The organism is Orenia marismortui DSM 5156, assembly GCF_000379025.1.
In the GTDB taxonomy this organism is placed as follows: Bacteria; Bacillota; Halanaerobiia; order Halobacteroidales; family Halobacteroidaceae; genus Orenia; species Orenia marismortui.
On the sequence record NZ_KB900621.1, the window covers coordinates 71,954 to 98,739 of the forward strand.

Here is a 26,786-nt window from a genome sequence, read left to right on the forward strand (position 1 = left end):
ACAAAAAGTAATGTTCGTTTTATCCGTTGATATAATCTGTAAAACATGATATTATAAAATTGTAAAGAGGTTAAAAACGAATATTATTGCTCGGTATATCTGTAGGGATATGGCCTACACGTTTCTACCAAACGGCCTTAAACTGTTTGACTACTTGAGGAGAGTGACTTAGGGGATTCTAGACCTAATTAAGCCTTCTAAATGTAGTCAAAGAAGGTTTAATTAGGTTTTTTGATTTAGAATATTATTTTTTAAATAGTTAAATATGTGTTATACATTGTAGTTATATAACTTTAATAAATTAGTTATTATAATATCTTGTTAATATAAAATTGAGTTCAATATATAAGGAGGAATAAGATGATAAGTCGTAGTGTGTTTGATAATATAAGTCCGTTAGATCATCGTTATTCATTGCGAAAAGAGGAGTTTGAAAGTTATGGTCAATATCTATCGGAAAAGGCCAAGGTAAGATATCAAGCAGCAGTTGAGGTTGCCTTAGTTAAAGCTTTAGCTAAAGGAGATGTTTGTTCTCAAGAGGTAGCTGATGAAGTAGAGAAAGCTACTGGTAAGTTAAATGTAGAAGAGGTTTATAATGAAGAGAAGAAGACTAGACATAATATTCGTGCTCTAGTTAATTGTATCCAGAAAAGAGTCAGTGAAGAGGCTAAGCCTTATGTTCATTTTACTACTACCTCATTTGATATTGTAGATACAGCTAATGCGGTAAGATATAAAGAAGCAACAGAGGGTTTGATCTTACCAATTTTAAAAGACTTACTAAAAATATTAATGGAAATTGCTTTACGAGAAAAGGATACAGTACAAGTAGGGAGAACCCACGGTCAGCATGCAGTACCAATTACTTTTGGCTTTGCTGTTGCTGAGTATGTAAGTAGACTAGGAAATAGAATCCAAGCTATTAAGTTAGCTGGAAATAATTTGCGTGGGAAGATAGCAGGAGCTGTTGGAGCTTATAACGCAAGTCATCTTTTCTTTGATGATCCAGAAAAATTTGAAGATGATGTATTAAAAGAACTGAACTTAGAAGCTGCTACTCATTCTACCCAAATTGTGGAGCCGGAGTATATGACAGATTTTGTTCACTCATTAGTTTCTTGTTTCAGTGTATTAGCTAGCTTTAGTGATGATATGAGACATCTACAACGTTCGGAAATTGGTGAGGTTGGTGAATATTTTGCTAAAGATCAAGTTGGTTCTTCGACAATGCCTCATAAACGAAACCCTATTAATTATGAAAATGTAAAAAGTATGTGGAAAGAGTTTATGCCTCGCATGGTAACTCAGTATCAAGATCAATTATCAGAGCATCAACGTGACTTAACTAATTCAGCTTCAAGTAGATTTATTCCTGAGATTATTGTAGGTTTATTATCTTCAGCTAATCGTTTGATTAGGGTATGTAGTAAACTAGTTGTAGATCATAAGAATATTGAGAAGAATTTTGATATGAATAAAGAGATGATTGTAGCTGAGCCGCTTTATATTTTATTAGCGTCATATGGTCATCCTGACGCGCATGAAGCAGTAAGAAGATTAACTTTAGAAGCACAAGAAAATAATAGTACTTTAAGAGAGCTAATTAAAGATAAAGATGAGCTAAAGCCATATTGGGATAGACTAACTAAGAAGCAGATAGAATTACTAACTAGACCAGAAAAATATACAGGTATTGCAGCTGAGAAGACAGAGAAGGTAGTTGAATATTGGTCGAAGGTTTTAAATGTTGATTTGGACTAATTATAAATATTTTTAGGGGGGACTTATATTATGGAAAAGTTAGCTATGATTTATGAAGGTAAAGCTAAGAAGATATATACAACTGAAGATGATACTAAAGTAATAGTTGAATATAAAGATGATGCGACAGCTTTTAATGGTGAGAAGAAAGGGCAAATCAGTGAAAAGGGTAAATTGAATGCTAAGATTTCTACTATATTTTTTGAATTATTAGAGGATAAAGGGATTCCAACCCACTTAGTAGAACAGCTTAATGATACAGATGTTTTAACTAAGAAATTAGATATTATTTTAGTAGAAGTAGTTATGAGAAATATTGCTGCTGGAAGCTTGGCGAAAAGATTAGGATTAGAAGAAGGAAGCAAGTTAAAGCAGCCAGTACTTGAGTTCTATTATAAAGATGATGAATTGGGCGATCCAATGATTAATGAGTATCACATTTATGCAGAAGAATTGGCTACAAAAGAAGAGTTAGATACAATTAAAGACTTAGCTTTTAAAATTAATGAAATATTAGCAGAATTTTTAGCCGATAAGGGCATAGATTTAGTTGATTTTAAATTAGAGTTCGGTAAAGGTACAGATGGAAAGATTTATTTAGGGGATGAGATCTCACCTGATACTTGTCGATTTTGGGATAGTAAAACTAAAAAGAAATTAGATAAGGATCGTTTTCGTAGAGATTTAGGAGAGGTAGAAGGAGCTTATCAAGAAATTTTAAGAAGACTTAAAGACAGTAACGGGTAATGATTAGTAGGTGATGAGTAAGCAGTAATGAAGTTTGATAATAATTATTAAATTTTTTCAATTAATTACTTGTCACTAGTTACTACTTGCTGAACTTAAAAGGAGATGAAAAGATGGTAAGAGAATATCCACTCCAAGAAAGAATTAAACTAGATAAGATGGAAGAAGAGTGTGGAGTTTTTGGAGTTTACTCTTCTACTAAAAAATATAATGTAGCCAACTTAACTTATTTAGGACTCCATGCTTTACAGCATAGGGGGCAGGAAAGTGCAGGAATTTGTGTGAATAATGACGGTCAATTTAATTTACACAAAGGAATGGGATTAGTAACTAATGTATTTGATGAAGATAAATTAAAGAGTTTAGATGGTAAGATAGGGATTGGTCATGTTCGCTATTCTACAACAGGGTCAAGCTTATTAGCTAATGCTCAACCAATTTTGACTAACTCTATTAAAGGTGATTTGGCTATAGCTCATAATGGTAACCTCATTAATGGTGCTGAAATGAGATTGAATCTTGAACGGCAAGGATCAATTTTTCATTCAACTCTTGATACCGAAGTTTTAGCTCATTTAGTGGCACGTTCTTTTAAGGATAATATTATAGAAGCTTTTACTCATAGCTTACAGCAGATCAAGGGTGCTTTCAGCATAGTAGCTATGACTAAAGATAGTTTAATAGCTGCTAGAGATCCCCATGGTTTTAGGCCTTTATCCCTAGGGAAATTAGGGGATAGTTATATTGTTGCTTCAGAAAGTTGTGCTTTAGATATTATTGGTGCTACATTAATTAGAGAAATTGAGCCTGGTGAGATGTTAATTATTAATGAAGAAGGAATTAAGAGCTCTTATTATAGTGAACGTAAGCCTTATAATTTCTGTATTTTTGAGTTTATTTACTTTGCTCGTCCCGATAGTGTAATAGGTGGGCAGAATGTTCATCTGGCTCGTCAAGAATTAGGAAGACAATTAGCTAGAGAGATGGATGTTGAGGCTGATATGGTAGTTCCCGTGCCTAGCTCGGGAATTTCAGCAGCTTTAGGTTTTGCACAAGAATCAGGACTACCATATCAAAAAGGAATATTGAGAAATAGATATGTAGGAAGAACCTTTATTCAACCTACACAAGAAATTAGAGATTTAAAGGTAAGGATTAAGCTTAATCCTATTAGAGATATAATTAAGGGTAAGAAAATAGTTTTAATTGATGACTCTATCGTAAGAGGGACCACAAGTAAAAGAATTATTAGAATGGTGAGAGAAGCAGGTGCTAAAGAGGTACATTTGGCTATATCTTCACCACCTGTAATTGATTCTTGTTATTATGGTTTAGATACATCAAGAAGGAAAGAATTGATAGCTACACAAAAGAGTGTAGAGGAGATTGCTGATTATATTGGTGCCGATTCTTTAACTTATTTAAGTAAAGAGGGGTTATTAGATTCTATTCAAGCTAATGGTTATGGTTTCTGTACAGCTTGTTTTGATGGAAACTATCCTATTGGAAAAGGTACAGATAAATTAGCTATAGAGAATAGATAAGGGCAGTGAATAGTAACGGGTGAAAAGTGAATAGTAAAGAGTTTAAGATATTATCCCCTTTGCTTTAGATAAAGAGATGGTGTAGGGGAGAGTTTGAGCTTTTAAAACATCACAACGCCCCAAACCTCTCTTAATCTTAAGAGGGAAGCGAAAATAAGTTTGTATATAGATTTTATATTATAAAAGGTGGGTGAATAAGATGGGGTTATCTTATAAAGATGCTGGAGTAGATATAGAGGCTGGAGAGTCTGCAGTAAGTAAGATGGGCAAGCATGTTAAGGCTACCTTTGGTCCAGAAGTATTAACTGATTTAGGTGGGTTTGGTGGTATGTTTGCACCAAATTTAAGTGGTTATGAGGAGCCTGTATTGGTATCAGGAACTGATGGTGTCGGTACTAAACTAAAGTTAGCATTTATGATGGATAAGCATGATAGTATAGGAATAGATTTGGTAGCAATGTGTGTTAATGATATTTTAGCTCAAGGTGCTAAACCATTATTTTTCTTAGATTATTTAGCTACTGGTAAATTAAATCCTGATAAAGTTGAAGCTATTGTTAAGGGAATTGCCGAAGGATGTAAGCAGTCAGGTGCCGCTCTAATCGGTGGAGAGACTGCTGAAATGCCAGATTTTTATAGTGAAGGCGAGTATGATGCAGGTGGTTTTGTAGTTGGAATCGTTGATAAGTCTAAGGTTATTACAGGAGAAAATATTAAAACTGGAGATAAAGTGATTGGCTTGGCTTCTAATGGTATTCATAGTAATGGTTATTCTCTAGTCCGGAAACTATTTTTTGATCTAGAAGATTTTGATGTTGAGAGTAAGTTAGAAGGTTTGGAGAGTACTTTAGGTGAAGAATTATTAACACCTACTAGGATTTATGTGAAGCCTGTTTTAGAGTTAATCAATAAATATCAAGTTAAAGGTATTGCTCATATTACTGGTGGGGGATTAATCGAGAATATCCCTAGAGTTTTACCTGATAATACTAAAGTTGTCTTAGATAAAGATAGCTGGGATGTACCAGAAATATTTAATATTATGCAGAAGTTAGGAAAGATAGAAGAGAATGAGATGTGCCGTACCTTTAATATGGGAATTGGGATGGTCTTAATAGTACCAGCTAAAGAAGCAGATGCTGTAATTAAAGAGGCTAATCATTTAGGTGAGAAAGCCTATTTAATTGGTGAGGTTCAAGAAGGAGATCAAAAAGTTGAATTTACAATTGACAATTGATAATTGACAATTAAGTTCATTTGTTTTAAGAACTTAGGGGTTTAATTGTACATTGTACACTGTAAATTGCTAATTTAGAGTGTGAGGTGGAATAGATGTTAAAGATTGGAGTATTAGCTTCTGGACGGGGAAGTAATTTGCAGTCGATTATTGATAGTATAGAAGTAGGAGAATTGAAGGCTGAGATTAAAGTAGTTATTAGTGATAAAGAAGGAGCCAAGGCCTTGCTTAGAGCAGATAAGTGTGATATTGCTAATAAGTACATTAATCCTAAAGCTTATGAAAATAAATCAGATTTTGAGCAGGCAATGATAGATCTTTTAGAAGAGAATAAAGTAGATTTAGTAGTAATGGCTGGCTTTATGAGAATATTGAGCCCATATTTTGTAAAGCATTATCGAAATAGAGTAATGAATATTCATCCATCTTTATTACCATCATTTACAGGATTACATGCTCAAAAGCAAGCTTTAGATTATGGAGTGAAGGTAGCTGGGTGTACTGTTCATTTTGCTGATGAAGGGATGGATACAGGTCCAATTATATTGCAAGCAACAGTTCCGGTTATGGATGATGATACAGAAGAGACTTTATCCAAAAGAATTTTAGAAGAAGAGCATAGAATTTATCCTAAAGCAATTAAGTTATTTAGTGAAGGCAGAATAGAAGTTAAGGATGGGAAGGTTCTAATAATTAATAATTAATAATTAATAATTAATAATTAATAATTGAGAATTGAGAATTGAGAATTGAGAATTGAGAATTGAGAATTGAGAATTGAGAAGATAGGAAAAATTAGACTGGATATTTTTCCATCATGGAGAGTTCAAAGAATTTTTAGGGCAATAATTATTTTAGCTCAGTAAAGGATTAAACAGATAGAGTATAGAAGTAAATGTTTAGCATTATAAAATTGTATATTATCAATTGTCAATTAATATAAGGGGGAGTGGGAATTAATGGCTAAGATTCGTCAAGCATTGTTAAGTGTTTCTAACAAAGAGGGTATTGTTGAGTTTGCTAAAGGATTAAATAAGTTAGGTGTAACTTTAATTTCTACTGGTGGAACTGCTAGGAAGTTGAAAGAAGAGGGTTTACCTGTAGTAGGAATTAGTGAGGTGACTAATTTTCCAGAAATGATGGATGGTAGAGTTAAGACCTTACATCCAGCGGTACATGGTGGTATTTTAGCAGTTAGAGATAATGATGAGCATATGAAACAGATTAAAGCTGAAGGTATTAAGCCAATTGATTTAATTGTATGTAACTTATATCCTTTTGCTGAGACTATTGCTAAGGGAGATGTTACTTTAGAGGAAGCTATAGAGAATATCGATATTGGCGGCCCAACTATGATTCGTTCTGCTGCTAAGAACTACAATGATGTAGCAGTAGTTGTTGATCCAAGAGATTATAGTGGTATTTTAGAAGAGTTAGAGGCAAACGATGCTTCTTTAGCTGTTAATAAGAAGATGGAGTTATCTTATAAGGCTTTTCATCATACAGCACAATATGATCATTTAATCCAAGATTATTTAGCTAAACAGTTAAAAAGTGATGATTCTTTGCCAGAGGCTATGCTTGATCGATATGAAAAGATTTCTGATTTAAGATATGGAGAGAACCCTCACCAAAAAGCTGCTTTTTATAAAGAAAAAGAGATTACTGAACCTTCAATTACTACTGCTAAGCAGTATCATGGTAAAGAATTATCTTTTAATAATATTAATGATACTAATGGAGCTTTAGAGTTAGTAAAGGAGTTTAGTGATAAGCCTGCTGTAGCAGTAATTAAGCATGCTAACCCTTGTGGTATGGGAGTTGGAGAGACCTTATTAGAAGCTTATGAAAAAGGTTATGCTGGAGATCCATTGTCTGCTTATGGTAGTATTGTTGCACTTAATCGTAAGGTAACAGAAGATGTAGCTAAAGAGATTACAGGCGAAGGGAAATTTGTCGAGGTTGTAATTGCTCCTTCCTATACTGAAGATGCATTAAAAATTCTTAAAGCAAGATGGAAGAATTTAAGAATTTTAGAGACAGGAGACCTATTTATCAATCGTGAGAATCCTGGTTACGATATGAAGAAGGTAACTGGTGGAATGCTAGTTCAAGATAGAGATGTAGTTGAAACTACTGAAGATGAGTTAGAAGTAGTAACTGAGGTTAAGCCAACAGAAGAGCAGTTGAAGGACTTATTATTTGCTTGGAAGGTAGTTAAACATGTTAAATCTAATGCTATTGTAATGGCAAAGGATGAGATGGTAGTAGGTGTAGGTGCTGGTCAAATGAGCCGTGTTGACTCCATGATTATCGCTGGACGTAAAGCTGATGGACGCCAAGAGGGTGGAGTAGTAGCCTCAGATGCTTTCTTCCCATTCCCAGATGCTATCGAAGAAGCTGCTAAGAAGGGAATCAAAGCTGTAATTCAACCAGGTGGTTCTATCAGAGATGAAAAAGTAATCGAAGCTTGTAATCAGCATGGAATTGCGATGGTATTTACAGGTAGAAGACATTTTAAACATTAGAATATAGTCAGATTAGAGATGAAAAAGATCTTTTTGATTGTACTAAAGAATATGCTAAGTTAAGTTAATATAAAGTTTTGCTAAAGATATTTTAATGAATTTTGTTATTTAGTCCTATGAAATTAACCTATGCCCTGAAAACACAAAGATTGATAGGAGAAAAGTAATTTATCACTCAATTTTATTAGACTATACTATAAGAAAGGACTCGGGAATCCCCGAGTCCTTTTAATTATTTTCCGTTGTCATTATCATTATTTCTTCTATTCATTAAGAATAGAGCGGTTGCAAAATAAGTGTAATTCGCATTCATTGTTATTACCTCCTTATAAACTTATAATCTTATAGTAATGATTATTATTATCAATATTATAATCTTTTTTACTGTTTATGTCAAGTTAAATATTGGATTTATTGTTAAGTTATTGTTCTAATCAGATTGTTAATTATTTCATTGATAGATTGAAAAAGGCTATCAGTTAACTGATAGCCTTTTATATTTAAAATATATTAATTTATATTGAAGGATATTTTTTATTATATTTTATAATTTGCACCAAAATTATTATCATAGTAGTGGATTCCGTTAACTTTATAATCTATATAATACTTAACTTTTGTATCGTTTGGAATATTATTAATTATAAACTTCCAATTTTCTATATTATTATCATAACTTATATTATAATTGGCTGATACCGTATTGCTTGTTTGCCAATTATCTAGCGTATACACTATTCTAATATCTTTAGAATAATCAAGATTTTTTAAAGCTACACTTCCAACTATTGTATTGTTCTCTCTGCGTACCTTATCTAAAATAACTCTACTTCTTTTAAGCAATATAGGAATGTTATTAACACCTGGAACATTTGTGTTTTTAATTAAATAATTCTGTTGATGATTATTATCCCAATATACTTGTCCATTACTTTCATATTTAATAGCAAATTGACAATCACAATTAAAGTAAGGGTAATAATCTCTAGTGATTTTAGGGGTTTCAAAGTGCCAGATATGGTTACCATCAGGTGCTACTCCCATATATTTAGCATCGACATCTTTCCAAATAGAATTACCATAAATATCATAGGTATAATGTATCGTTACTTTAGTAGGAAAGCTATTGTTTTTAACTCCAATATAACCTGAAATATTATAAGTCTTTGAAATTCCCTGCTCAGAAAGAAGATTAATCTTTGCATAATAGAAATCAATTGGATTTGAATCTTCCTCTATCTTTGCATCTTTCCCATTCCCGACCTTTACTTCTTGTGCATTAACAATATTGACAGCCAACATCAAAACCAAAACCAACATTAAAGCAATAGAACTTCTAGTTTTAAACATTGAATAAAACCTCCTTATAGTCTTATGTATATATTATACAGTATAATACTTTATCTGTAAATAACAATTGGAATATTAAGCAATATAATTTATTTGTGTTATTATTTAACAATAAAATCAAGTGCTTAGAAGAAATAACAAGGTAACTTAGTGTAAAATAAGTGTAGGTAAATTTAATCAAAAAATTAGAAAAAGGACTCCTCTTTTGATAAAGTGTTAAGTACCTAATCAAAACACATCAAGGAGGAGTCCCTATGGATACAATTATACAGCAGTTTGGAGAAAAAATTAAGGATAATTCAGAAGAATTTTTAAAAAATATTCTATTGAGTGATAAAGAAGATATTTCAGACTTTATAAATACTCTAAGAAAAGACTTTGATGAATTAGGTAAAGAGTTGTGTAAGTATATTATAGAAGTAATAGATGAAGTAATTAAGGAAAGTCCTGAGCGTAAAAAGAATTGGAAGATAGTAAGAAAAAAGAAGAGAAAATTGATAACAGAGTTTGGTGAAGTTGAATTTGAGAGAAGGTATTATAAATCTAAGTTCAATAAAGAGTATGAACATTTAGCAGATAAAAAATTAGGTATAGATAAGTATCAAAGGATAGATACTGGCTTAGAAGCAAAGATAGTAGATTTATCAATTGATAAATCTTACGCCAAAGTAGGAGAGGAAGTAGTGAATAATTTAACTATAACAGGTCAAACAGTTATGAATAAAATAAGAAAATTAGGTAAAATAGAAAACGATAAATTAAGTAATCCGAAAGCAAAAAGAAAGATTGATTATTTATATATAGAAGCTGATGAAGACCATGTTTCTTTGCAAAACGGGAAGAATGCTGTACCAAGATTAGTTTATGTTCATGAAGGAATTATTAAAGAAAATGGTAGAAATAAGTTAAAGAACAGTTATTCCTTTTCAGGTATGTATAACAAGTCGGAAGACTTGTGGCTAGAAATTATGGACTATATAGAGGATAATTACGACTTTGATAGCATAAAGCAGATTTATATTGCAGGAGATGGGGCACTTTGGATTAAAGAGGGTTTAAAGTGGTTGCCTAAAAGTAAGCAGATACTAGATAGATATCATTTAAATAAGTATGTTTTAAAGGCTACAGGACATGCCCAAAAGCTTAGATTTGATCTTTGGCAAGGAATAAATAATTTAGATAAAGTACAGATAAAAGAGATATTTAGTGAATTGATATCTCAAGCTGAAAAGGAATCTAAGAAGAAAGCGATAAGACAAAGTAGAAGCTATATTTATAATAACTGGGCTGGAATAGTAAACTATTATAAAGATGAAAATGCTATTGGTTGTAGTGCTGAAGGTCATGTTAGTCATATATTATCAGATAGATTAAGTTCAAGACCAATGGGTTGGTCTGAAGTAGGAGTAGATCAGATGGCAAGATTAAGGTCTTTTAAATTTAATGGAGGAACAGAATACGAATTAAAAGAAATTATTCTAGAGAAAGCAAGAAAAGAGCAAAAAGAAGAAAAAATAGTGGAAATAGAATCAAAAGTAGTGAAAAATAATTTGAAAAAGAAATTTGCTGAACCAAGCAATAATATCCCAAGTATAAATAAAGGAGTAAGAACTAGACTGTTTAAAGCAGTAAAGTCATTGCTTTAATTATCAAAAGAGGAGTTTTAAACTTTTACCTACAGAAACTTGACACTATCACAAGGTAATTAAAGTTGGAATAAATAATAATAATGTTATATAATGTAAAGATATTCAATGAGGGGGTAGAAGATGGAGCAAGGTATTTATTTAGATAATAGGCAAGAATTTAAGGATGGAATTAGAGCTGGAATACCAGTCTTTATGGGGTATTTCCCAATTTCATTTACTTTTGGATTAATTGCTAAAGCAACAGGATTATCTGCTTTTTTAGCGGTCTTTATGTCATTGACAAATTTTACTGGTGCCACCCAATTTATTGGAGTTAATATGTTAGCCCAAGGAATTGGGATTGGAAATATAGTCTTAACCACCTTTATGATTAATGCCAGATATTTATTGATGTCTTTTTGTTTTGCTGATAAATTAAAAGGTAGGCTATCTAATAAAGAGAAACCTTTCTTAGCTTTTGGGATTACCGATGAAGTTTTTGTTATCTCTATGACTAAAGAAAAGTTAGGAACATCATATACCTTTGGTGCACAAATTATTTTCTATAGTGGTTGGGTTGTTGGAACTTTAATGGGGGTGTTATTAGCAGATATATTACCAGCCTCTATTATAAGTAGTATTGGAATTGCAATTTATATTATGTTTTTAGGATTATTGATTTCCGCTATTATTAAGTCGCTAAAGGTAGCAATAGTGTCTGTATTAGCAATGGTTATCAGTTCAACTATTTATTGGATTCCAAATTTGAATAATCTTATTGGGAATTGGAGAATAATTATTACTATTATTATAGCATCATTATTAGGTGCAATCTTTTTACCAGTGGGTGAAGAGAGATGACTAATAAAGCACTGTTAATGATTATACTTACTGGATTAGTAACTTATTTATCTAGGCTTGTTCCAGTGTTAGTATATAAAGGCAAAGAGCCATCAAGATTTATTCGTTCTTTTCTAGAATATATTCCATATTCAGCCTTGGGAGCATTATTATTTCCTGAGATATTATATTCTACTCCATCTATTTTTACAGCTTTATTAGGTGGGATATTTGCTAGTATTTTAATTCTTAAGCAGCAGAATATGATTGTTGTGGTTGCTGGTACAATCTTCTTAGTTTATATTTTAAATTTTTATATTTAAGTAGGTGGCTAATCAAGTTATAATTTTATAGTTGGACTTATTAAATAAAATGATATTAGAAGGGAGATTATAATGGCATTAAATGAATTAATGAGAAAAAGAGTAGGGAAGATATTGGGAGAGTATTGTGATAATCGTATTCCAGTCCATGTGAGAGATCAGATTAAATTGGGCTATGGAATCAGGGGGAATAATGTAACATTATTTGAAGAAAGACCATCCTTCAAGAGTGATGAATGGGTAAAAATGAAGATTGCTCAATTTAGATATAATCCTGAGGATAATAAATGGTCTTTGTATTGGTGGAGACATACTGGTAGATGGTATAAATATGAGGAGATAGAAGCTAATTCTGATTTTCAAGTTTTGCTAGATGAAGTTGAAGAAGATCCGATCTGCATATTTTGGGGATAAGAAAAGAAGACTCTTTAAAGAGTCTTCTTTTCTTATCGGTAATTTAAATTTATATATCTAATGTTGCAAAGTAATCAGCTGGTGTTTCTGCTCGACGAATTAGTTGTGTTGAACTATCTTCTTTTAATAAGACTTCAGCAGAGCGCAGCTTTCCATTATAGTTGTATCCCATTGCAAAACCATGGGCACCAGTATCATGGATTACTACTAAATCACCTTTATCCACTTTTGGTAGCATACGATCTATTGCAAATTTATCATTATTCTCACATAATCCACCAGTTACATCATATTTATGATTATGAGGCTGATTCTCTTTACCCATTACTGTAATATGGTGATAAGCACCATACATAGCAGGACGCATTAAGTTTGCTGCACAAGCGTCTAATCCAATATAATCTTTGTGGATATTCTTTTCATGAATAGCAGTAGTAACAAGATGACCATAAGGACCTAACATAAATCTACCTAATTCAGTATAGATAGCTACATCATCCATTCCTGCTGGAACAAGTATCTCTTCATAGGCTTTACGCACTCCTTCGCCAATAGCCATAATATCAGCTGCTTCTTCATCAGGATGATAAGGGATGCCAACCCCACCAGATAGATTAATAAATGAGATATGAGCACCAGTTTCTTTGCTTAATTCAACAGCAGTTTCGAATAGAATTTTAGCAAGAGCAGGATAGTATTCATTAGCAACTGTATTACTTGCTAAAAATGCATGAATACCAAAGTGTTTAGCTCCTTTTTCTTGTAGAGTATTAAACCCTTCTACTAATTGTTCATAAGTAAATCCATATTTGGCTTCTGCAGGGTTGTCCATAATATCATTATCGCTATCAAAGTTATTTCCTGGATTGAAACGACAACTAATTATTTCTGGAATACCTGCAACTTCTTCTAGAAATTCAATATGAGTGATATCATCAAGATTTATAATAGCATTTAATTGACTGGCTAATTCAAAATCCTCTTTAGGTGTAACATTTGATGAGAACATAATATCCTCACCATTAAAGCCAACCTTTTCAGACATCATAAGCTCAGTTAATGAAGAACAGTCTACTCCACACCCTTCTTCTTGTAGTATCTTTAAAATTGTAGGGTTAGGTGTAGCTTTTACAGCAAAATACTCTTTAAATCCTTCATTCCAAGCAAAAGCTTCATTAAGTTTACGTGCATTTTCTCTAATACCTTGTTCATCATATAAATGAAAAGGAGTAGGGTGTTTTTGGGTTATTTCTTTTAATTGTTCTAAATTTACAAATGGTTTTTTCATCTTATTTTTCATTCCCTTCAGTTAATGTTATAAGTTTAATTTCATTTTTTAATGATTCTTTGAATAAATTTACTAGGTTCTGTTTTCTTGAATATAAACAGGTAGAGTTAGATTTATTTGAAATTTCTCCTGTCAGCACCTTAGTTGAATCAACAATAAGTCTTATTTGAGATTCTTCTCTTTTTGCAGTATAAACTATTGCATCAGGAAGGCTAAATGGGCCTTCGGTTATTAACACAACTTTAAGTTTTTTTGACAGTGCATCTTTTAGATAAGGAAGTATTGTTTTCATTAGCTCGTTAGATGTCGATATATAGATACGTTCTTCAGCCTCATTTAGCATATTTTTGATTTTGTTTAAGATATTTCTTTTTCCTTTTATAGTGATATACCCCTTGTTCTCTTCCTGGCGCTTAGGCATATTTTTTATTAATTTGACTTTGACTTCTTCCATCTGCCTAATTTTATTATTACAGAACTCATTAATAGGTACAGGGGTATATTTCTTTGCTTTCTCTTCAATTAGATAAGCAGCCCCCTTTTCAACTAGACTGGCTAGGTTGGTATATACATTGGAACGTGAGATTCCTGTCTCTTTAGCCACCTCATAGCCTGTCATAGCACCATTGATAGCTAATGTTATATAGATAGTTGCTTCTTGCCTTGTAAGATTAAAATATGTAAGTAATTTTTGTATATCCATTAAAAAACCTCCTAACTACTAAATCAGATAGCAATTATATTTTAGTGGTTCTTTATAAGAACACTATATAATATTTGTTGAATTATGTCAATATAAATTTCTTTTAGAAGATATTAGATAGAGTTAGTTTTGAGGCGGTATGATTTTGAATAAATTAATTTCCCTTTGATATAAGGCTTCTTACTAGATATACTAAAGATAAGATATTAAGGAGGGAATCTAATGAATGGAAAGAATCGCAAAGATATTAAAGCAGGACTAAAGGTTTCAATTGTACTAAAGAAAGATCAACGTTCAGGTAAACTAACAGAGGGTATCGTCAAAGATATTCTGACTAACTCTGCTACTCATCCCCATGGAATCAAGGTACGCCTTGAAAATGGTAAAGTTGGTAGAGTACAAGTTATTCATAAGTAGAAATTTTTGAATTATTAGTAATTTCGATAAGATAAAATCTAATATTTAAACTTATTAAAGAAGTATAATATAAAATATTATACTTCTTTTTTATCTTTAGATTATTAAATGCTTAAGAAAAATAAAAATAAATTTAGCAAATAAAGGTCTTTTACAAATTTTGACTAATATAATATATATATAGTTAAACAAATACAAGGGGGTACTAATATGGAAATATTGAAAGTAGCATCAACATCAAGCCCTAATAAAGTTGCAGGTGCACTTGCTGGTGTTTTAAGAGATAGTAGTCGAGTTGAGTTACAGGCTATTGGAGCAGGTGCTGTAAATCAAGGAGTTAAAGCTATTGCAATTGCTAGAGGATATATGGCTCCCAGTGGAATCGACCTTATTTGTATACCAGCTTTTATAGATCTTAAAATTGATGGAGTAGAAAGAACAGCTATTAAGTTAATTATAGAGCATAAGTGAGTTATAAACTAATAATAATTATATATTAGTAAAGGACTCGGGAAATCCCGAGTCCTTTTAGTTTACTTTTTATTGTCATTATCATTATTTTTTTATCCATACTATTATCAACTCGTTAAAGATAGCGGTAGTAGCAGGGTTAGCAATGTTTATTAGCTCGATTATTTATTGGATCCCAGCTTTAAATGGTTTTATTGGAAATTGGAGAATAATCATTATTATCATTTTTGCCTCTCTAATGGGAGCACTCTTATTTCCTAAGATATTATATTCAACAGAGTCGATTTTAACAGCGATTTTAGGAGGGTTTTTTGCTAGTATTTTGATTATAAAGAAGCAGAATATGATTATTACAGTAGGTGGTGCTATCTTATTAGTCTATATTTTAAATTCCTATATTTAAGTAATTGAATAATTATAGAAAGTAAAGGTCTTTCTCGATTTTTGTAAAAATCTATTATTACCCTTTTCCTTCAAGTCTTACAGACTTTTCGTGATTAATCCGCCACAGGTTTTAACCTGTGGTGGTACCATGGATTCTGCATAGGCTACGGGTTAAAACCCGTAGCTAGATAATAATTTAAACTTATTATTATTTGTAATCACAAAGTTCGTTGTTGAACCAAAGTAAATATTAATTTTTAGGGTCAATCATATTTTAGGGGTTAGTCTTTTTAAATATTATTTTAATAATATAGACTGAGACTTTACTTAATTTAATCTTTACTTTTTCACTGTTATCATTGACAGATGGGATGCTATCTATTACAATATAATTAGTTAAATAAATTAACTATATTTCAAAAGGAGTTTTAATTAAAGTTATGGATAAAGGAAATAAAATATTAAAAGTAACAGAAGGCTTAGCAACTATACTAATGAAATTTAAACAAAATGAGTTCAAAGGAACAAAGGGTGGAGATCTTTCTTTAAAGTTTTTTGAGTATATCAATGTGATAGATAAGCTCAAAAATCCCACATATACTGAATTGGCTGAAGCATTAAATCTAAGTAAACCAGCAGTAACAGCTATTGTTAATAAGTTAATATCTCAAGATATTGTATATAAGAGTCGATCAGTTGAAGATAGACGTGTTTATTTTATTCACCTCACTGAAGAAGGAAAGAAGATTGCTGGGGCATATCAGCAGGGTTATCTAAACTTTGTTGATCATGTAATGAATTCCCTTAGTGAAGATGAGGTAGATAATTTTATTGAACTTTCTGAGAAGATTATTTTAGGAGGAAGTAGATAGGTTGAAGTATTTGTATTTAAAATATATAGGTTACATAAGTTTAACTTATATATTTTTAATTATAAAGTTAGTTAAGTTAATTAACTAAATACAAGGTGATAAAACTAGAAGAAATAATTTATCTTGGAGGAGAGATAGATAATGAAGATAGCTATTGTAAATGGAAGTACTAGAAAAGATGGTGTAACAGCAAAGATATTGGGGAAAATTTCTGTGATTTTAACTCAAAAAAATGACTTAGAGGTCAATTATTATGATTTAATTGATTATCAGATTGAGTATTGTACTGGATGTAGAGTTTGCTATAGGACTGGTAAATGCTCTATAATCTCTGATGAGATTGAGAAATTAGCAGATAAAATTAAAAGAGCTGATGGGATTATTATGGGGAGTTCAACCTTTGGTAGTTATGTAACAGGGCGGTTAAAATCTTTTTGGGATCGGGGTCACTTTATTGTAGAACAATCACTTTATAATAAGTATGGTTTTTCAGTTGCTACATATGAAATAGCTGAGGGGAATAAAGCACTAAGTTCAGTTAAGAAATTTTTCCTTGTTTCTGGTGCAATAAGAGGAGGGAGTATTTTAAAGAGAGTAAAATTTAATGAAGCCCCCTTTACTAATCAAAAATTTATTTTAAAATTAGAAAAGAAGATAGAAAAATTTTATCAGATAGCTAAAAGAAGAAAAAGAAGGAGTCTTTTTGAGTTTCTTTTTACAAAGGTAATATTAATACCGTTGATTTGGAAGCCTAGATTTTTAAAAAGAAGAGATGAATACAAAGGTGTATTAGAAATCTGGAAGAATAAAGGAATAATTTAAAATTAGGAGGAGGATAAGATGAAAAAGAGTATATTCTATTTTTCAGCTACTGGAAATTCCTTGGCTGTTAGTAAAGCGATAGCAAAGAAATTAGAAAATTGTGAGCTTATATCAATCACAGAGGTAGTTAAAAACGAGAGCTATGATATTGATAGTGAGATAGTTGGTATAATATTTCCTGTATATTGTTTAGACGCTCCCAAGATAGTAAGAGAGTTTATAAAAAAACTAAGTTTTAATAGTAAGCCATATATATTCTCTATTGCAACTAATAACAAGGAGCCTGGTTGTACTCTTGCTACTATTGATAAGCTACTAAAAGAGAAAGACCAGAACCTAGATTTGGGATATACCCTTGTTATGCCAGGTAATTCAGTAGTAATTCAAGATAATACAAATCCTAGAGAGGAACAAATATTAAGACTTAATAATTCTAAAATAATTATAGATGAAATGGTAAGAGATATTCAAGAAAAGAAAAGTGGGATTATTGAGGGGGATTTTTCTTTAAAGCATAGCATTAAAGGATTAATTTATAAAGTAGCTGTTTATAAAATTTATAAACCTCAGAATCATTTTTGGACGACAGAAGGGTGCACAATGTGTGGTATCTGTAAGAAGGTATGTCCAACAGAGAACATTACTTTAAAAGAGCAAGGAGTAGAATGGGGTACTAATTGCGAGGCATGCTTAGCATGTTTTCATTGGTGTCCACAAAGTGCTATAAATTTAGGAAGTAATACTCTTAATAAGAGTAGGTATCATCATCCAGCGGTTAGTTTAGCTGAAATAATTAAATAAAATTATTGAAAGGGGTTTGAAAAGATGAAAAAAAGAAGATTAGGAAAAAATGGTCCGCAGGTCTCAGCAATTGGATTAGGTTGTATGGGGATGAGCGAATTTTATGGAAAAAGTACTTATGAAGACTCTCGTAATACTATTTTAACAGCACTTGAATCTGGAGTTGATTTTTTGGATACTGCTGATATGTATGGTAATGGACATAATGAAGAATTAATAGGTAAGATTTTAAAGGAATGGAGTGGTGAAGCTTTTGTAGCTACTAAATTTGGAATTGTAAGAAAACCTGGAGCATATGAGCGTACAATCAATGGTAAAGCAGAATATGTCAAGCAAGCTGCTGAGGCTAGTCTAAAGAGATTAGGGCGTGAGGTGATTGATTTATATTACCTACACAGAATGGATAATGATACTCCTATTGAAGAGACTATTGGTGCAATGGCAGATTTAGTTAAGGAAGGTAAAGTAAGATATATTGGTATTTCAGAATCTTCATCGGATACTATTAGGCGTGCTCATAGTGTTCATCCGTTAACTGCTGTGCAATCAGAGTATTCAATGGCAACAAGGCATATTGAAAAAGAGATACTACCCACTTTAAGAGAATTAGGTATAGGTTTTGTTGGATATAGTCCATTAAGTCGGGGATTGCTAACTGGAAAGTTAAATCAAGATGTATTGAAGCAAGAAGGAGATTTTAGAAGACTGTTACCTCGTTTGCAAGGTGAAAATTTTGAACATAATAAGAAAGTTGTAAGAAAGCTGATAAATATAGCAACACGAAAAGAAATTATGCCAGCACAGCTCTCATTGGCATGGGTTCTATCAAGAGGTGAAGATATTATACCTATTCTTGGTACAAAACGAGTTAAATACTTAATAGAAAACATAAAAGCAGTTGATGTTGAATTTAGTGCTGAAGAATTAGAAGAGATTGCAACTATTTTATCTGATGGTATTAAAGGTGAGCGTTATACAGAATCGGGAATGTTAGGGGTAGAGGAGTAAATTTGTTTTATTATAGCAACTAAAAATAGAATTATATCACTAAAAATAAGCTAGGAGGAATAAATATGTTTAATGAATTTAAATTAAAGGTGAAGTGTTGATATTAGTTACAGCTATTAAAGTTTATAGGTGTGAGAATTTAGAATAAAATTCAAATGTAAGGTTATAGAAAGATAAAGCGACAGTTTCGGAGTTAGGCGTTAGGAGCTAGGACATAGAAAGATATTACTAACTCCTATGACCTATCACCTAGCACCTAAAAGTGTCGCTTTATACCCATTAAGTTTCACTTTAGATTCATTTGATCTGGCTTCAGGAGACTGGATTTAAAGATGTAGATGTAATTTGGAAATATTATAATTATGCCGTTTATGGTGGAATTAGATAGTTGCTAGCATTTAATTAGCTAAGCATTAATTCCATAAACTTCTTACTTGCAATAGAAAAGGGAATATTCTTATTAGTTACAACTGCCAACTTTCGCTTTGGCAGTTCTTCTTTTATATCTAATTGAAATAATTCTTTATTAGTTTTATCAATACAATAATCAGGAACAAAGGAGATTCCCAGTCCTATCTTTGCCATTTCAATCAAAAGGTCAATGCTTCCTAACTCTACCTCTGGAGTAATCTCAACTTCAAATTTATCCATTAATTCATCAAAAAATCTTCTAGTAGTTGTCTTCTTTTCTAACATTAGAATAGGATAATCAGCTAAGTCTTTAAGTTCAATGTCTTGTCCTTTAAGCTGTTTGAAATCATATCCGCTGATAAAGATATCTTTAAAAGTGAAAATCTCAGTAACCTCCATAAAATCTGTAATCTTATTATTAGGGAGATTAGTAATTATTAAATCAACAGCCCCTTGTTTTAATAGTTCTACACAAGTGCTAGAGGTTCTATTAGTAATTTGAATATGAATTTGAGGATAAAGTTGATGAAATCTCTGTAAATAAGGTAATAAAAAATCTTTAGAAATAGTATCATTAGCACCGATATGTATTTCTCCCTTTTCAAAAGAATTAATCTCTTGGATATTTCGCTCACCATTTTTAATTAAGTTAAGAGCAGGTTCAATATGCTTTAATAAAATCTCACCTTCTTTACTAAGGCTGACCTTTTTTGTACTTCTGATGAATAAAGATGTACTCAATTCTTTCTCTAAAGATTTAATACTTTGGCTGACAGCAGATTGGGATATGAATAGTTCATCAGCAGCCTTTGAAAAACTAAGATGTTTTGCTACATAATAAAACACTTTATATAATTCATAGTTAATCTTCATTTATAAGCACCTCTAATTAATATTATTAGAATTATTAATTTTACTACTTAATTATAACAGGTTATAATGATAATGTACAATTGATAATTTACAATTAAAAACAAAAAGAAAGCTTAACCACGAAGGTACACGAATCTTCACGAATTAAAGAACATTAAAAACTTAAATTCAAAAGGATTTATTAGCATAGAGTTACACAGACTAGAATATAAAAATTAAATAAATTAAGATTTTAAATCGGATTTTAATCAGAGTTTAATCTGTGTCAAAAAAGATTTTGATTTATATCTTTTATAAAATATTTTAATGGTTTTATTCGTGTGTATTCGTGACTATTCGTGGTTCCAAAAGGTTTTGAACTTAAAATATAAAGGGAGGCTCCATCATGCCACAAATCAGAAGAGTCTATGTCGAGAAGAAAGAAGGGTATAATGTAGAAGCTAAGCAATTATTAGCTGATTTTAAGGAGAGCTTACAGCTAGAGAATTTAGAGGATGTTAGAATCGTCAATAGATATGATATCTCTAAGATATCAGAAGAAGCTTATCAGCAAGCCTGTAACACAATCTTATCAGAGCCAACAGTAGATAATTTAGCAGAAGAAGAATTAGAGTTATCTGAATCAGAAACTACTTTTGGAGTAGAGTATTTACCAGGACAATATGACCAGAGAGCAGATTCAGCAGAGCAGTGTATACAGATATTAAATAACGATGAAAAGCCGATTGTTAGAGCGGCAAGATTAATTGTCTTAAAGGGAGATTTAACAGCAGAAGAGGTAGAGAAGATTAAAGAGTATTATATCAACCCTGTAGATTCAAGAGAGGCAGATTTAGCAAAGCCAGAAACTCTAGAGATGAAATATGAAGTGCCAACAGAAGTAGAGACTATTGAAGGGTTTATTGAAGCCGATGAAGCAGGTATAGAGGATTTATTAGTAGAATTAGGACTAGCTATGAGTAAAGAGGATTTACTTCATACTCAGAACTACTTTAGAGATACAGAGAAGAGAAATCCTACAATTACAGAGATAAGATTATTAGATACCTATTGGTCTGACCACTGTCGCCATACAACCTTCTTAACTAAGATAGAAGGTGTAGAGATAGAAGAGGGAAAATATACTAAGCCAATTGCTGAGGCTTATGCAGAGTATTTGGCAGGAAGAGAAAGAGTATATCAAGGTAAAGATAAAGATATCTGTTTGATGGATATTGCCTTAATGGGGATGAAAGAGCTAAGAAAAGATGGTAAGCTAGAAGACTTAGAGATATCTGAGGAGGTTAATGCAGCTAGTATTATAGTTCCTGTAGATGTAGATGGAGAAGAAGAGGAATGGTTAGTAATGTTCAAAAATGAAACCCATAACCATCCTACAGAGATTGAGCCTTTTGGTGGAGCAGCAACCTGCTTAGGTGGAGCTATTCGTGATCCATTATCAGGTCGTTCTTATGTTTATCAAGCTATGAGAATTACAGGAAGTGGAGATCCAAGAACTTCAATAGAAGATACAATCCCAGGTAAATTACCACAAAAGAAGATAGCTCAAGAAGCATCTCATGGTTATAGCTCTTATGGAAATCAGATCGGATTAGCGACAGGGATGGTACAGGAGATTTATGATGAAAGATATCTAGCTAAGCATATGGAGATAGGTGCAGTAGTGGCAGCAGCGCCTAAAGAGAATGTAGTTAGAGGAAGTGCAGAGCCAGGAGATATCATTATCTTGTTAGGTGGACAGACTGGTCGTGATGGTTGTGGTGGTGCAACAGGTTCATCAAAAGCCCATACAGAAGAATCAATTGAAGAGTGCGGAGCAGAAGTACAGAAAGGTAACCCACCTACAGAAAGAAAGATACAGAGATTATTTAGAAATCCTAAGGTAAGTAAGATGATTAAGGTCTGCAATGACTTTGGTGCTGGTGGAGTATCAGTAGCAATCGGTGAACTAGCAGATGCTTTAGAGATTAATCTAGATGCTGTACCTAAAAAATATGCAGGATTAGATGGAACTGAATTAGCTATCTCTGAATCTCAAGAACGGATGGCTGTAGTAGTAGATCAAGAGAATGTAGAGGAATTTATCGAGTTATCAGAGACAGAGAACTTAGAAGCAACAGTTGTAGCAGAGGTCAAAGGTCATAGAAGATTAATCATGAACTGGCAAGGTAAGGATATAGTCAATATCAGTAGAGACTTCTTAGATACTAATGGTGCTACTCAAAGCACTAAAGTAGTAGTTAAGAATCCTCAAGAGGAAGAAAACTACTTTGAAACAGCAGCTAAAACTAGATTAACAGCAGATAAAGGTTTAAAATCAAAATGGCTAGATAATCTATCAGATATCAATGTATGTAGCCAAAAGGGATTGGTAGAGAAGTTCGATAGCTCAATTGGAGCAGGAACTGTCTTAATGCCCTTTGGAGGAAAGTATCAATTAACACCTACTCAAAGTATGGTAGCGAAGATTCCTATGTTAAAGGGTGATACAAGTACAGGAACTATTATGAGCCACGGTTATAATTCAAAATTATCGACTTGGAGTCCTTTCCATGGAGCATTATATGCAGTAATTGAATCGGTGGCAAAGGTAGTAGCTACAGGTGGAAGCTATGATAAGATAAGATTTACCTTCCAAGAGTACTTTGAAAGATTAAATAATGATTATGCTAAATGGGGTAAACCTTTTAGTGCATTATTAGGTGCTTATCATGCACAGAAGAGATTTGCTTTGCCAGCTATTGGTGGTAAGGATAGTATGTCAGGAAGCTTTAATGATATTGATGTACCACCTACCTTAGTATCTTTTGCAGTAGATACAGTAGATGTTAACAATGTTATCTCACCAGAGTTTAAAAATGCTGATAGTAAGGTAGTTTATATACCAGTAGCCAAAGATGAAGCTGAAATGCCTGATTTTGATAAATTAATAGAAGCATATAATACAATAACAAATTTAATTAAAGAAGATAAAATCTTAGCAGCCCAAGCGATAACCTTAGGTGGTATTGCAGAAGCGGTAACGAAGATGAGCTTTGGTAATAAGATAGGTGTTACTTTCCAAGATAAAATTAAAGAAGATAAACTATTTAGTCCAGATTATGGAGCAATTATCTTAGAAGTAAAAGCGGGAGGAGATTTAGCAGAGTTATTTGGAAAAGTAGAGTATGAAGTTTTAGGAGTAACAAGTGTAGAAGAAACTATCAAAGTTAATGGTCTAGATTTAGCTATTGATGAAGCTATAACTGCTTGGGAAGCTCCTTTAGAGAAGGTATATCGAACTAAAACAGAAGAAGAGACTAAAGATTATGAATTTACGCCATACAATGCTAAAGAGGTTTATAAACCGAAGGTTAAGGTAGCTAAGCCTAAGGTATTAATCCCGGTCTTCCCAGGAACAAACTGTGAGTATGATACAGCAAAACAATTTGAACAAGCAGGAGCAGAGGTAGAGACCTTAGTATTTAAGAACTTAAAGCCTCAGCAGATAGAAGAGTCAATAGATGCTATGGCAGAAGCAATCAATAGTTCTCAAATAGTATCATTAGTAGGAGGCTTTAGTGCTGGAGATGAGCCTGAAGGTTCAGGTAAATTTATAGCAACAGTCTTTAGAAATCCTAAGATTAAAGAAGCAGTCATGAATCTATTAAATAATAGAGATGGATTAATGCTAGGGATCTGTAATGGTTTCCAAGCTTTAATTAAGCTAGGATTAGTGCCTTATGGAGAGATACGAGAATTGATAGAAGAGGCACCGACACTGACTTATAATACAATCGGTCGCCATGTATCCTGTATGACTAATACCAAAATAGTATCAAATAAATCACCATGGTTTGCTAATGTAGAGGTAGGAGATACACACTCAATTCCTGTATCCCATGGGGAAGGACGCTTTGTAGCAAGTAAAGAGGTTGTAAAAGAGTTATTTGCTAATGGACAGGTAGCTACCCAATATGTAGATTTTGCTGGTAAGCCAAGCTCAGATATAGCCTTCAACCCTAACGGTTCAGTTTATGCCATTGAAGGTATTACCAGCCCTGATGGTCGTGTTCTAGGTAAGATGGGACACTCAGAACGGATCGGTACTAATGTATCGAAGAATATAATTGCTAAGAAAGATCAGATGTTATTTAAAGCAGGAGTAGAGTATTTTAAAAAGTAAATAGTGAAATTGAAAGAGACTGCGAATTAATTCGCAGTCTCTTTTTGTTTAAGGAAAATAGAAAGATCATCTTCCAAAAAGTACATATAACAAATAAACATTTATAATTATATATTGATTATAAGGTAGTTGTTTTATCTAGGAGGTGGTTGAAATAAATAAATTAAAGATTAACCTTTCATTAAGTGGTGGAGGAGTTAAGGGGATAGCACATGTAGGTGGAATTAAGGCTTTAGAGGATAAGCAGATTCAAATATCAGGAATTGCAGGGACTTCAGCAGGGGCAATTATAGCTACACTTTATGGTGCTGGTTATAGTTGTAGTGAGTTAAAAGAGATTTTATTTGAAGAGAAATTTGCGAGATTCAAAGATAGATTTTCCTTAAGTCGGTTAGTAAAAAAATTTGGTTTATATAAGGGAGATAATTTTTTTAGATGGATTAAAGAAAAATTAGAAGTAAAAGGAATTAGAAACTTTAGGGACTTTAATAAAGACGTAATAGTAGTGGCTTCAAATGTTAGTAATAAAAGAAGTGAGATCTTCTCTAGGCAGAAAACCCCCTATGTTTCTGTAGCTAAAGCAGTAAGAATGTCTATGAGTATACCTGTGTTTTATATGCCTTATAAATACCTATCTAGTTTATATGTTGATGGAGGAGTAATGAATAATCTTCCTTTAAAAGTATTTAATAAATCAAAATTGCCTAATTTAGGTTTTGTTTTATATCAGGATGAGAAAAAAACAGATAGTATCAATGGTTTTATTGATTACTTATCTGCGCTAGTAGAAATGATAATGACATTAAATGAGCGCCATCAAATTGAACTATCTCGATCACATCTTATATCTATTCCTACAGGTGATATTAAAGCAATAGACTTCTCTTTATCTAGAAAAGAGAAGGAATGGCTATATCAGTCAGGATATACTAATGTAGAAAAGAGTTTGTTAACCTTTAAGGATAGAAGATTAAGAAAAAGTATATTTAAATTTCAAGATTTGAATAATATAAAATCTACTCCTACTGAATTAAGAGAATTTGCTAGTGAAATGGTTGATTATATTATAGAGAAAGTAGATGTTGATTCTTTTGATACTATTGTAACTTCAAGTAATGATGATCACTATTTGTTTTCCTATTTTGTTGCTTCAAAAATGAATAAAAAGTTTACTACTATTAATCCATATCGAAATAATCTAGATTATAATTATAGTTATATTAATAAAGAAGAAAGGGTTATTATTCTTAATTTTAAGCATAAAAATAAAGAATTATTGGAGATAATAAAAAAGGTAGAAGAAGAAGGTATAGAAATTATAGATTCCTTCTCATTTATCAATGATAAAAAAAATAAATGTGAATTATGTAATTGTCTTAATGCTCATTATTCTTATTATATAATTTAAAAAACACTTAAATGATAATCGTTATTATTTCTGCTAAGGTCTTGACATCTGGATAGAAAATAAATATAATTAACTTAACAATAATTATTACTAATAAGAAATCATACATATCAAGGGGGAGTTTTAATATGGAATTTGTTGTTGAGAATAAGTTAGGAAGTACTAAAGGGACAGAGTTGGAAAAAGTGGTAGACGGACAATTTAAAGGAGAAACTCAAGAAACAGGTCTATATTTAGCTATGGCAAGACAGGCTCAAAGAGAAGGGTATCCAGAGATAGCAGAAGTATTAAAAAGAATTGCGATTGAAGAGGCTGAACATGCAGCTAGATTTGCTGAATTAAATGCTAAAATTTCTGCTTCTACTAAAGAGAATATCGAAAAGATGTTACAAGGAGAGCAAGGAGCTAATAAAATGAAGAATAAAGCTGCTGTAACTGCAGCAGAAGAAAATTTAGCTGCAGCTAATGATGTCTTTAATGAGTCTGCTAAAGATGAAGCTAGACATGCTGCTATGTTAAAGGGTATGTTAGATAGATATTTTGGATAATTAAATGAAGATTATAATATTAAAAAGATGGCTCTATACTATAGAGCCATCTTTTTTGATTTTTAGAAAGAAACAAATAGTTAAAAATTATCTAACTATTAATAGTTAGATGGGTAAAAAAATTTATAAAATAAATCCTTTTGTAATATTTACCAATTAATTTTAATATAAATATATAGTGCCTTGATTTGTTAATTTCATTATATAAATTTAAACAGATAATTTATATAATGGAGCTTAGAA

At 31.9% G+C, this 26,786-nt stretch carries 24 protein-coding genes and 1 riboswitch; of the genes, 20 read left to right on the top strand and 4 right to left on the bottom strand.

The features are described from left to right. The first annotated feature begins 71 nt into the window (after positions 1-71). Positions 72-174, top strand: a riboswitch (purine riboswitch). A 186-nt stretch (positions 175-360) separates the two neighbouring features. The 6 genes from OREMA_RS0111720 (at position 361) to purH (ending at position 7,817) form a co-directional block, all read left to right on the top strand. After that, a complete protein-coding gene (locus tag OREMA_RS0111720; RefSeq protein ID WP_018249458.1) occupies positions 361-1,761 on the top strand; it encodes a lyase family protein in 1,401 nt (466 codons plus the stop codon). A 30-nt stretch (positions 1,762-1,791) separates the two neighbouring features. Beyond that, positions 1,792-2,508 carry a phosphoribosylaminoimidazolesuccinocarboxamide synthase gene (gene purC / locus OREMA_RS0111725; RefSeq protein WP_018249459.1) on the top strand — a complete coding sequence of 239 codons (717 nt, stop codon included), beginning with the start codon at positions 1,792-1,794 and terminating at the stop codon, positions 2,506-2,508. A 113-nt stretch (positions 2,509-2,621) separates the two neighbouring features. After that, the gene (gene purF, locus OREMA_RS0111730) at positions 2,622-4,052 is read left to right on the top strand and encodes an amidophosphoribosyltransferase (protein WP_018249460.1); all 1,431 of its coding nucleotides are present in this window, start codon (positions 2,622-2,624) and stop codon (positions 4,050-4,052) included. A gap of 199 nt (positions 4,053-4,251) precedes the next feature. Continuing rightward, positions 4,252-5,289 carry a phosphoribosylformylglycinamidine cyclo-ligase gene (gene purM / locus OREMA_RS0111735; RefSeq protein ID WP_018249461.1) on the top strand — a complete coding sequence of 346 codons (1,038 nt, stop codon included), beginning with the start codon at positions 4,252-4,254 and terminating at the stop codon, positions 5,287-5,289. Between the two features lie 95 nt (positions 5,290-5,384). Continuing rightward, positions 5,385-5,993, top strand: coding sequence for a phosphoribosylglycinamide formyltransferase (purN, locus tag OREMA_RS0111740; protein WP_018249462.1), 609 nt, complete (start codon positions 5,385-5,387; stop codon positions 5,991-5,993). Between the two features lie 255 nt (positions 5,994-6,248). After that, positions 6,249-7,817: a bifunctional phosphoribosylaminoimidazolecarboxamide formyltransferase/IMP cyclohydrolase gene (purH, locus tag OREMA_RS0111745; RefSeq protein WP_018249463.1), complete on the top strand. Its 1,569-nt coding sequence runs from the start codon at positions 6,249-6,251 to the stop codon at positions 7,815-7,817. 537 nt (positions 7,818-8,354) lie between these two features. Here the strand turns inward: purH and OREMA_RS0111755 are convergent. Beyond that, positions 8,355-9,167 carry a hypothetical protein gene (locus OREMA_RS0111755; RefSeq protein WP_018249464.1) on the bottom strand — a complete coding sequence of 271 codons (813 nt, stop codon included), beginning with the start codon at positions 9,165-9,167 and terminating at the stop codon, positions 8,355-8,357. 254 nt (positions 9,168-9,421) lie between these two features. On the opposite strand from OREMA_RS0111755, the gene OREMA_RS0111760 reads away from it, so the two are divergent. The 4 genes from OREMA_RS0111760 (at position 9,422) to OREMA_RS0111775 (ending at position 12,372) form a co-directional block, all read left to right on the top strand. After that, entirely contained in the window at positions 9,422-10,813 is a 1,392-nt protein-coding gene (locus tag OREMA_RS0111760) for an ISLre2 family transposase (protein WP_018248361.1), read from the top strand. 123 nt (positions 10,814-10,936) lie between these two features. Then, the gene (locus OREMA_RS0111765) at positions 10,937-11,656 is read left to right on the top strand and encodes an AzlC family ABC transporter permease (RefSeq protein WP_018249465.1); all 720 of its coding nucleotides are present in this window, start codon (positions 10,937-10,939) and stop codon (positions 11,654-11,656) included. Further along, positions 11,653-11,958, top strand: a complete 306-nt coding sequence (locus OREMA_RS0111770; protein WP_018249466.1) for an AzlD domain-containing protein — start codon at positions 11,653-11,655, stop codon at positions 11,956-11,958. Before OREMA_RS0111765 ends, OREMA_RS0111770 begins: the two co-directional genes overlap by 4 nt. 72 nt (positions 11,959-12,030) lie before the next feature. After that, positions 12,031-12,372, top strand: a complete 342-nt coding sequence (locus tag OREMA_RS0111775; RefSeq protein WP_018249467.1) for a DUF3024 domain-containing protein — start codon at positions 12,031-12,033, stop codon at positions 12,370-12,372. A 49-nt stretch (positions 12,373-12,421) separates the two neighbouring features. On the opposite strand, the gene OREMA_RS0111780 is transcribed toward OREMA_RS0111775, so the two are convergent. Together OREMA_RS0111780 and OREMA_RS0111785 are read right to left on the bottom strand one after the other, a co-directional pair. Then, the gene (locus OREMA_RS0111780) at positions 12,422-13,660 is read right to left on the bottom strand and encodes a diaminopimelate decarboxylase (protein WP_026188985.1); all 1,239 of its coding nucleotides are present in this window, start codon (positions 13,658-13,660) and stop codon (positions 12,422-12,424) included. 1 nt (position 13,661) lies between these two features. Beyond that, on the bottom strand, positions 13,662-14,363 hold the full coding sequence (locus OREMA_RS0111785; RefSeq protein ID WP_018249469.1) for a TrmB family transcriptional regulator: 702 nt from the start codon (positions 14,361-14,363) through the stop codon (positions 13,662-13,664). Positions 14,364-14,585: 222 nt separating this feature from the next. On the opposite strand from OREMA_RS0111785, the gene OREMA_RS0111790 reads away from it, so the two are divergent. The 7 genes from OREMA_RS0111790 (at position 14,586) to OREMA_RS0111820 (ending at position 19,138) form a co-directional block, all read left to right on the top strand. Then, a complete protein-coding gene (locus OREMA_RS0111790) occupies positions 14,586-14,780 on the top strand; it encodes a YwbE family protein (protein ID WP_018249470.1) in 195 nt (64 codons plus the stop codon). Between the two features lie 210 nt (positions 14,781-14,990). Then, the gene (locus OREMA_RS0111795) at positions 14,991-15,251 is read left to right on the top strand and encodes a stage V sporulation protein S (RefSeq protein WP_018249471.1); all 261 of its coding nucleotides are present in this window, start codon (positions 14,991-14,993) and stop codon (positions 15,249-15,251) included. A 145-nt stretch (positions 15,252-15,396) separates the two neighbouring features. Next, positions 15,397-15,654 carry a hypothetical protein gene (locus OREMA_RS0111800; protein ID WP_018249472.1) on the top strand — a complete coding sequence of 86 codons (258 nt, stop codon included), beginning with the start codon at positions 15,397-15,399 and terminating at the stop codon, positions 15,652-15,654. Positions 15,655-16,075: 421 nt separating this feature from the next. After that, a complete protein-coding gene (locus OREMA_RS17730) occupies positions 16,076-16,507 on the top strand; it encodes a MarR family winged helix-turn-helix transcriptional regulator (RefSeq protein WP_018249473.1) in 432 nt (143 codons plus the stop codon). Between the two features lie 141 nt (positions 16,508-16,648). Then, a complete protein-coding gene (locus OREMA_RS18425) occupies positions 16,649-17,329 on the top strand; it encodes a flavodoxin family protein (protein ID WP_018249474.1) in 681 nt (226 codons plus the stop codon). Positions 17,330-17,347: 18 nt separating this feature from the next. After that, on the top strand, positions 17,348-18,130 hold the full coding sequence (locus OREMA_RS0111815; RefSeq protein WP_018249475.1) for an EFR1 family ferrodoxin: 783 nt from the start codon (positions 17,348-17,350) through the stop codon (positions 18,128-18,130). A 24-nt stretch (positions 18,131-18,154) separates the two neighbouring features. After that, the gene (locus OREMA_RS0111820) at positions 18,155-19,138 is read left to right on the top strand and encodes an aldo/keto reductase (RefSeq protein ID WP_018249476.1); all 984 of its coding nucleotides are present in this window, start codon (positions 18,155-18,157) and stop codon (positions 19,136-19,138) included. 402 nt (positions 19,139-19,540) lie between these two features. On the opposite strand, the gene OREMA_RS0111825 is transcribed toward OREMA_RS0111820, so the two are convergent. Then, on the bottom strand, positions 19,541-20,422 hold the full coding sequence (locus OREMA_RS0111825) for a LysR family transcriptional regulator (RefSeq protein WP_018249477.1): 882 nt from the start codon (positions 20,420-20,422) through the stop codon (positions 19,541-19,543). Between the two features lie 385 nt (positions 20,423-20,807). Here OREMA_RS0111825 and OREMA_RS0111830 point away from each other — a divergent pair, with 385 nt between their 5' ends. From OREMA_RS0111830 to OREMA_RS0111840, 3 genes are all read left to right on the top strand, one after another. Beyond that, entirely contained in the window at positions 20,808-24,587 is a 3,780-nt protein-coding gene (locus OREMA_RS0111830; RefSeq protein ID WP_018249478.1) for a phosphoribosylformylglycinamidine synthase, read from the top strand. A 145-nt stretch (positions 24,588-24,732) separates the two neighbouring features. Next, positions 24,733-25,995 (top strand): patatin-like phospholipase family protein, encoded by a 1,263-nt coding sequence (locus OREMA_RS0111835; protein ID WP_018249479.1) that lies wholly within the window; start codon positions 24,733-24,735, stop codon positions 25,993-25,995. A gap of 128 nt (positions 25,996-26,123) precedes the next feature. Continuing rightward, entirely contained in the window at positions 26,124-26,543 is a 420-nt protein-coding gene (locus OREMA_RS0111840; protein WP_018249480.1) for a ferritin-like domain-containing protein, read from the top strand. Positions 26,544-26,786: the final 243 nt, after the last annotated feature.